Source organism: Actinophytocola sp. (assembly GCF_045807065.1).
Taxonomy (GTDB): Bacteria; Actinomycetota; Actinomycetes; order Mycobacteriales; family Pseudonocardiaceae; genus Actinophytocola.
The window spans coordinates 1-6181 of sequence record NZ_JBJMIE010000618.1; the positions used below are offsets into that span (position 1 = coordinate 1).

Here is a 6181-nt window from a genome sequence, read left to right on the forward strand (position 1 = left end):
AGTGAGTCGCACTATCTGGCCGGGTTGGCGCTGGCCGGGCGCCGGGTCGTGGTGGTCGGCGGGGGAACGGTGGCCCAGCGGCGGCTGCCTCGGCTGGTGTCGTCCGGGGCTCTCGTCGAGGTGATCTCGCCGGCGGTCACGCCGTCGGTCGAGGCGCTGGTGGCCGCCGAGGCCGTGGTGTGGCACGAGCGGTCCTACGTGGACGGCGACCTCGACGGGGCCTGGTACGTCCTGTGCTGCACGTCGTCGCCGGCCGTCAACGAGGCCGTGTCGGCCGAGGCGGAACGGCGCCGGGTCTTCTGCGTGCGTGCCGACGCCGGGGACGCCGGTTCGGCCGTCACACCCGCCACCGGCGACCACGACGGGTTGCTCGTCGGGGTGCTCGCCGGGGGCGCGTTCCGGCGGTCGGCGGCCGTGCGGGACGGGTTGCTCGCCGCGCTCCGCGCGGGGGCCGTGCCCGTCGACCTCGCCCGGCCCAGCGGGGTGGCACTCGTGGGGGGCGGGCCCGGCGACCCGGACCTGATCACCGTGCGGGGGCGGCGGCTGCTCGGGCTCGCGGACGTGGTGGTGGCCGACCACCTGGCGCCCGCCGCACTGCTGGAGGAGCTGTCACCGTCGGTGACGGTCATCGACGCGGCGAAGCTTCCCTACGGCCGGGCGGCCTCGCAGGACGCCATCAACTCGCTGCTGGTCTCGCACGCGCGCGAGGGGCGGTTCGTCGTGCGGCTCAAGGGGGGCGACCCGTATGTGTTCGGGCGCGGGTTCGAGGAGCTGCTGGCCTGCGCCGCCGCGGACGTGCCGGTGACCGTCGTGCCGGGCGTGACCTCGGCGTTCGGGGTGCCCGCGATGGCCGGGTTCCCGGTGACCCACCGCGGCGTGGCGCACGAGGTGGTCGTCGTGTCGGGGCACGTCCCGCCCGGACACCCGTCGTCGCTCGTGGACTGGGCGGCGCTCGCCGCCCTGCGGGGCACGGTCGTTCTGCTGATGGCCGTCGAGCGCATCGGGCCGATCTCGGCCGCGTTGCTGGCCGGTGGGCGGCCGGCGGACACGCCGGTGGCGGTGATCCAGGAGGGCACGACGGCCCGGCAGAGGGTGGTCAGGTCCAGTCTGGACACGGCGGCGGCCGATGTCGCCGCACACGGAGTCCGGCCACCGGCGATCATCGTGATCGGACCGGTGGCCGGACTGAGGAACTAGGCTGAGCCTGGTCCGCCTCCCCGGACTTTCATCCAGGGCCGCGAAGGTGCGGGCGGAGCCCTAGAACCGCTCGGTGCGGTTGCGGCGCGGGGTGAAGCGCTTGTTGCGACCCTGGCCGCGGTAGCCGCCGGCGGTGTGGTTGCGGGGCGGGCGCTTGGCCTGCTCCTGCTCGATGACCGGCTCCCCGCTCGGGATGCGGGCACCCGTGATGCGCACCAGGTCGTCGCCGCCCGGCCGGACCGTGGTGCTCTGCGGGCGCACGCCCGCCTGCTCGGTCATGCGGAACACCGTGCGGCGCTCCTGGTGTGTGGCCACCGTGACCACCGTGCCGGACTCGCCGGCGCGGGCGGTGCGGCCGGCGCGGTGCAGGTACGCCTTCGAGTCGGCCGGCGGGTCGACGTGCACGACCAGGCTGACCCCGTCCACGTGGATGCCACGCGCGGCGACGTCCGTCGCGACCAGCACGGGGAGCGAGCCCTCGCGGAAGTCGTCCAGGACGCGGTTGCGGGCGCCCTGCGTCTTGCCGCCGTGCAGCGCGCCGGCGCGGACGCCCAGCGAGCGGAGCTTCGCGGTCAGGCGGTCGACGTGGTGCTTCGTGCGGAGGAACAGGATGGTGCGGCCCTCGCGGGCGGCCATCTCGGCGATCACCGCCGGCTTGTCCTCCTTGGAGACCAGCAGGACGTGGTGGTCCATGGTGGTCACGCTGGCCGTCGCCGGCTGCACCGAGTGCGTCACCGGGTCACGCAGGTAGCGCTCGACCAGCTGCTGGACGTCGCCGTCCAGGGTGGCCGAGAACAGCATGCGCTGGCCGTCGGGCGTGAGGTCGAGGATCGCGCGGACCTGCGGCATGAAGCCCATGTCGGCCATCTGGTCGGCCTCGTCCAGGGCGGTGAACTGGACCTCGTCGAGCACGCAGGTGCCCTGGCGGACGTGGTCGGACAGCCGGCCCGGGGTGGCGATCAGCAGGTCGACGCCGCGGCGGAGCTGGTCGGCCTGCTTGGTGAACGACATCCCGCCCACGACCGTGCGGCACCAGAGGTCGAGCGACCTGGCCAGGGGGGTCAGCGCCTCGCTGACCTGCATGGCGAGCTCGCGCGTCGGCACGAGGACGATCGCACGCGGGTGCTTGGGGCGAGTCCGGCCACCCTCCAGCCGTGCCAGCAGCGCGAGCCCGAACGCGAGCGTCTTGCCGGAGCCGGTCTGGGCGCGACCGAGCACGTCACGACCGGCGAGGGCGTCGGGCAGGGTCGCGATCTGGATGGGGAACGGCTTGGTGATGCCGGCCTTGGCCAGCTCGGCGGACAGCTTGGCCGGCAGTCCCAGCTCGTCGAAGGTGTCGACGACGGGGATCGGACTGGTCGGGATGTTCTCCAGTTCCGGTGCGTGGCTGACGCGCGGACGGCGGCTCGGCTTGCCGTTGTACTTGCCACCTGCGTTGCCACTGGGTTGGCCGCCGCCCACGCGATTGCGCGGCTTGCGGTGGTTGCGGCCGGCTGACGCCGACCGGTCGTGCATGGTCGTCACAAGGGTCCTCTCGGGACAATGGCGCGTCTCGGAGAACCCCCGGCTCGGGCAGGGGCACGGACGAGCCTGGCGCACGTTGCGCCTTGATTGCGTGGTGGGCACCGCTTGGCCGGGTCCACGCCGGGCGGGGGAGCGGCACAGGGGCCACTCGCGGTGCGGTTACCAGAGTACTCGAACGGTGGACGGGCGTTGCGGGACGGGAGCGGATCACGAGCCTATCGGCCCCCGGGGCCTGGCGGCCTACCCCCTGAGCGGGCCGCCAGACCGTGGATCTGAGCGTCGGGCGCGCCGGCCGGATCCGGATCATGATGTTCAACACACCCGGCGTGTTCTGGTGGAAAATGCCTCGATTCTCGCTCCTCGGTACGTCGGCCGGCCGTTGTGGCCCCGCCGGCCGGTGGTGTCCCGGCCGGCGGGGGTCACCTCCCCCGGGCTTGGTGTGGCGGTCAGTCCAGGCCTGCAGCTGCCACCAACTCCTCGGTCAACGTCGTGGGGTCGGCTTCTTCTTCCGGCAGCCCCCTGGCCCGGAACCACGTCGCCACGTTGGCCACGTCCCGCGCGAGGAACTCCAGGCCCCTCGGGTTGGCCACCAGGTCCACGATCTGCGGCAGGTCGATCAGCACCAGCCTGCCGTCGTGGACCAGGAGGTTGTACGCGGACAGGTCGCCGTGGACCAGGCCCTCGCCGGCGAGCAGGTCGAGCACCGTGACCAGCTGGTGCCACAGGTCGCGCAGCTCCTCGCCGTCTGGGCGCAGCTCCGCCAGGCGCGGGGCCGTGCCGCCGTCGTCGTCGCCCAGGTACTCCATCAGCAGTTCCGTGCCGCTGCGCTGGACCGGGTAGGGCACCGGGGCACCCGCCGACCACAGTCGCGACAGCGCGGCGAACTCCGCCACCGCCCACTGTTCGGCGATCAGGTTGCGGCCGAAGGAGGTCCGGTTGGCCATCGCACGCATCTCGCGGCTGCGGCGCATCCGCCGGCCCTCCAGGTAGCCGGCGTCCCGGTGGAACAGTCGGTGCTCGTTCGACCGGTACCGCTTCGCCGCCATGAGACAGCCGCGGTCGGTGTCCGGCACCGCCCGCCGGACCAGGAAGACGTCGGCCTCCTTGCCCGTCTTCAGGATGCCCAGCTCGCTGTCGGCCGCGGCCAGCTCGGTGACCACCCACTCCGGCCGCGGGTGCGGGCCCTGCTCGCCGTCGCCCCAGGTGGACCAGCGGTCCGCGCCCGGGGGCAGCGGTGGATCGGCCAGCGCGCTCTCCCGCACGGCGGCAAGCCTGGCTCGCTCCTGTTCGGTCAGCCGCCCGGCACGGGTCGACTGCGGGTCGAAAACCTCCTCGGGTTGGGGAAAGGCCGCGGCGAAACGGTCCGTCGTGTCCGCGGCGCGCCTCGGTTTGCGTGGTCGGGAGCGTCGCTCGTCGTGGGTGCTCTCGTCGTCCAGGAAGTCGTCGGAAAAGTCGTGCAGACGCACTGGTGGGTTCTCCTCAGCGAAAGGATGTGACACCCCACCGAGGCGCGTGTGCCAGAAGGACAGGCGAGCTCTCAGCGGGGCGGGCGGACGCGGGCGGGCCACGTCCGGGCAACCGTCTTGGCCATGTGGCACCTCCCTGTTGTCCGCCGGCGAACCACCGGCGCGCGTGACATCGACAGCGAGCAGGCTCCCAGTACCCACCGCCGCCCCGCAACCGATTTTCCGACCTGGGCCAACGGCGGCGGCCGGGCCGTGCTGCCAGCGCGGTCAGTCATGGAGTGTGCCCACGCAGAACTCGTTGCCCGCGGGGTCGAACAGGACGGTCCACCGCAAGCCGGGCTCCTCGTACTTGTCGCCCGCCGTCGCGCCCAGCGCCACCAGGCGCGCGATCTCGCCGTCCGGGTCGTTGGTCGCGAGGTCGAGGTGCACCCGGTTCTTACCGGCCTTCGCCTCCGGCACCTTCTGCAAGCCGAGGTAGGGCCGCGACCGGTCGGCGCGGGACACGAGTTGCACGTACTCGTCGCCGGCGTGGGCGACCTCCAGGTCGAGCGCGTGCGTCCAGAACTCGGCCAGCGCGTGCGGGTCGGTGCAGTCGATGGTGATGCCACCCAGGTCCAGGTTCATGGCCGCGACGCTACGGCCGGGCACCGACAAAAATGGGGTTCGTGCGGACCATTGACTGGCAGGACCACCACATCGTGGCGATCGATCAGACGAAGCTACCCACCGAAGTCGTCATCCTGGAGATCTTCACCGTCGAGGACCTCGTTGACGCGATCAGGCGACTCGCCATCCGGGGTGCCCCGGCACTCGGCGTGGCCGGCGCGCTCGGGGCGGCCATGGCGGTCCGGGACGCGCCAAGCCACCGGGACCGCGACCTCGCCGCGTTGCGCACGGCCCGCCCGACCGCGGTGAACCTCGCCTGGGGTGTCGACCGGGCACTGGCCGAGCTGCCGGAGGGGGAGGACGCCGTGCTCGCCGCGGCGCTGGACCTCCTCGAGTCCGACGCCGCCCGCAACCGCGCCATCGGCGAGCGGGGCGCGGACTTCCTCGCGCGGCAGGGCGGCGCACCCCTCGCGGTGCAGACGCACTGCAACGCGGGCGCTCTCGCCTGCGTCGAGTGGGGCACCGCGCTCGGCGTCGTCCGGTCGCTGCACGAACGGAAGCTGCTGCGGCACGTCTACGTCGACGAGACCCGCCCGCTGCTCCAGGGCGCCCGCCTCACCACCTGGGAGCTGGCCGGCATGGGCGTCGAGCACACGCTCGTCGTCGACTCAGCCGGGCCGTCCGTGCTGGCCAGGGGCCTCGCGGACGCGGTCGTCGTCGGCGCGGACCGGATCACGGCGAACGGCGACGTGGTCAACAAGATCGGCACCTACCCGCTGGCGCTGGCCGCGGCGCGGGCGGGCCTGCCGTTCCTCGTCGCCGCGCCGGAGTCGACGGTCAACCCGGCGCTGGCCTCCGGGGCGGACGTGGAGATCGAGGTGCGGGACGGCCGGGAGGTCCTCGGCGGGCTGCCCGACACCCGCACGCTCAACCTCGCCTTCGACGTCACACCCGCGGACCTGGTGACCGCCATCGTGACCGAGGACCGGCTCGTGCGGCCGGCGCGGGGGGAGCGGCCCGCGTAACCCGTTGGCACGCCTCGAGGCCGGTTCACTACCCTTGCTGCACGTTTCCTCTAGAAGGAGTACTGCCGTGATCACCAGGATGTCGTCGCTGTTCCTGCGCACACTGCGTGAGGATCCGGCGGACGCCGAGGTGCCCAGCCACAAGCTGCTGGTGCGCGCCGGGTACGTCCGTCGCGTCGCCCCGGGCGGTTACTCCTGGCTGCCGCTCGGCCTGAAGGTCCTGCGGAACATCGAGCGCGTGGTCCGCGAGGAGATGGACGCGATGGGCGCGCAGGAGATCCAGTTCCCCGCGCTGCTGCCCCGCGAGCCCTACGAGGCGACCGGCCGCTGGACCGAGTACGGCGACAACCTGTTCCGGCTCAA

The 6181-nt window shown here is 73.0% G+C and carries 5 protein-coding genes and 1 pseudogene; 3 read left to right on the forward strand and 3 right to left on the reverse strand.

Going from position 1 to position 6181, the window contains the following annotated elements:
* On the forward strand, positions 1 to 1197 hold a 1197-nt coding region (gene cobA, locus ACJ73U_RS36190; protein WP_407782265.1), incomplete at its 5' end, for a uroporphyrinogen-III C-methyltransferase.
* A 60-nt stretch (positions 1198 to 1257) separates the two neighbouring features.
* Here cobA and ACJ73U_RS36195 read toward each other — a convergent pair.
* The 3 genes from ACJ73U_RS36195 to ACJ73U_RS36205 form a co-directional block, all read right to left on the reverse strand.
* A complete protein-coding gene (locus tag ACJ73U_RS36195) occupies positions 1258 to 2712 on the reverse strand; it encodes a DEAD/DEAH box helicase (RefSeq protein WP_407782269.1) in 1455 nt (484 codons plus the stop codon).
* A gap of 455 nt (positions 2713 to 3167) precedes the next feature.
* The gene (locus ACJ73U_RS36200) at positions 3168 to 4187 is read right to left on the reverse strand and encodes a serine protein kinase RIO (protein WP_407782266.1); all 1020 of its coding nucleotides are present in this window, start codon (positions 4185 to 4187) and stop codon (positions 3168 to 3170) included.
* A 267-nt stretch (positions 4188 to 4454) separates the two neighbouring features.
* Entirely contained in the window at positions 4455 to 4811 is a 357-nt protein-coding gene (locus ACJ73U_RS36205; protein WP_407782267.1) for a VOC family protein, read from the reverse strand.
* Positions 4812 to 4843: 32 nt separating this feature from the next.
* Here ACJ73U_RS36205 and mtnA point away from each other — a divergent pair, with 32 nt between their 5' ends.
* Together mtnA and ACJ73U_RS36215 are read left to right on the forward strand one after the other, a co-directional pair.
* Positions 4844 to 5818: an S-methyl-5-thioribose-1-phosphate isomerase gene (gene mtnA / locus ACJ73U_RS36210; protein ID WP_407782268.1), complete on the forward strand. Its 975-nt coding sequence runs from the start codon at positions 4844 to 4846 to the stop codon at positions 5816 to 5818.
* A 67-nt stretch (positions 5819 to 5885) separates the two neighbouring features.
* Positions 5886 to 6181, forward strand: a pseudogene (locus tag ACJ73U_RS36215) (proline--tRNA ligase); the annotation flags it as partial.